This is a genomic window from Flavobacterium sp. (assembly GCF_013822155.1).
Classification (GTDB): Bacteria; Bacteroidota; Bacteroidia; order Flavobacteriales; family Flavobacteriaceae; genus Flavobacterium.
This window is the reverse complement of record NZ_PNJW01000191.1, coordinates 1-1200: the sequence shown is the minus strand read 5'-3', so window position 1 is coordinate 1200 and position 1200 is coordinate 1. Positions and strand designations below refer to the sequence as shown.

The 1200-nt window shown below is 34.1% G+C and carries 2 protein-coding genes; both read right to left on the bottom strand.

What is annotated here, in order from left to right; translation table 11 throughout:
- Positions 1-237 (bottom strand): ferrochelatase (locus C0512_RS15865; RefSeq protein ID WP_290863329.1); only part of this gene is annotated, 237 nt, incomplete at its 3' end.
- 99 nt (positions 238-336) lie between these two features.
- The coding region (locus C0512_RS15860) for an AraC family transcriptional regulator (RefSeq protein WP_290863327.1) at positions 337-1200 on the bottom strand (864 nt) is incomplete at its 5' end.

The window sequence follows — 1200 nt, the reverse complement described above, 5'->3', positions numbered from 1 at the left end:
CATTTTCTTCGAGAAAACAATTAGCGGCGAACCTTCATCCGTCCATATTTGACTGTAAGCCTCGGCTGATTTTTTTGGGCGTGTTTGTAAAATAATCCCGCGTACTAAAAGCGCTCTTAATAAAAATGGAACGTCGATCACGTATTTATCCATTAAAAATTCATCTAAATACGGTTTTACATCTTTGGCAGTTGGACTTTCGGGCGAACCGAGATTGACTAATAATACTCCTTTCATTTTGGCAATTTTAATTTTGTTAAAAGTAATGAAACTTCTTTTTTGACTTTAGTTTAAACAGTTTTTTTGCTAATGGTTTGATATACGAAATCAATTGGATTAGGTATTGGCATTCAGACTCATTAAATATTTTTTGGGTGTCGTGGCAAATTTCTTTTTGAACGCTGCAATAAAATGACTTCCGGTGCTGTAGCCGATTTTGAGCCCAACTTCATTCACATTATATGAACCGGAATCCAATAATTGTCGGGCGTAATCCATTTTATAATCGAATAAAAAACCATAAACCGTGTCGCCGTAAATTTGCTTGAACCCCATTTTTAATTTTTTCAAACTTAATCCAACTTGCTCCGAAAGCTCTTCTAATCCTGGCGGTTCAGCCATATTGGCAATCATGATTTCTTTGGCTTTTTTGATTTTCATGACATTGTCTTCGTCAATTAGGAATGGACATTGTTCAGCATTCGGGTCTTCGTTTCTATTGAAATACAAACTCAACAATTCATAACCTTTCCCTTTATAATATAGATTTTTGATGGAAGGATTGAGTGAGTAATGAAACATTTGACTCAAAACAATCGCCATTGACGGACTAATATTTTCTTCTTGGTAATATTTTTTATCGTTGTTCTCCGGACTCAAGAACGGAATATGGTCAGACTGATTGGTGAACAAAGAATGAAACTTTTGGATGGAAATAATCACCGAAATCACCCAAGAATTTGGAGCCAATTCTAAATCTAAAGGCAGTTCTTTTTGTGGATTGTAGAACAACAATGACTTTTCTTCTTTTAAATCTAACGCATAATTTCCCTGATTGAAGACAAATTTTGCTTTGCCTTTAATGCCGAAGTGAAATTGTATAAGTCCTTGACTGATATGTCTTTTTACATGAAAATTGTCATTTCCATCGTTTTGAAAACGAATTAAAGTAAAATCATTTTCAATAGTTATAACTTCTTG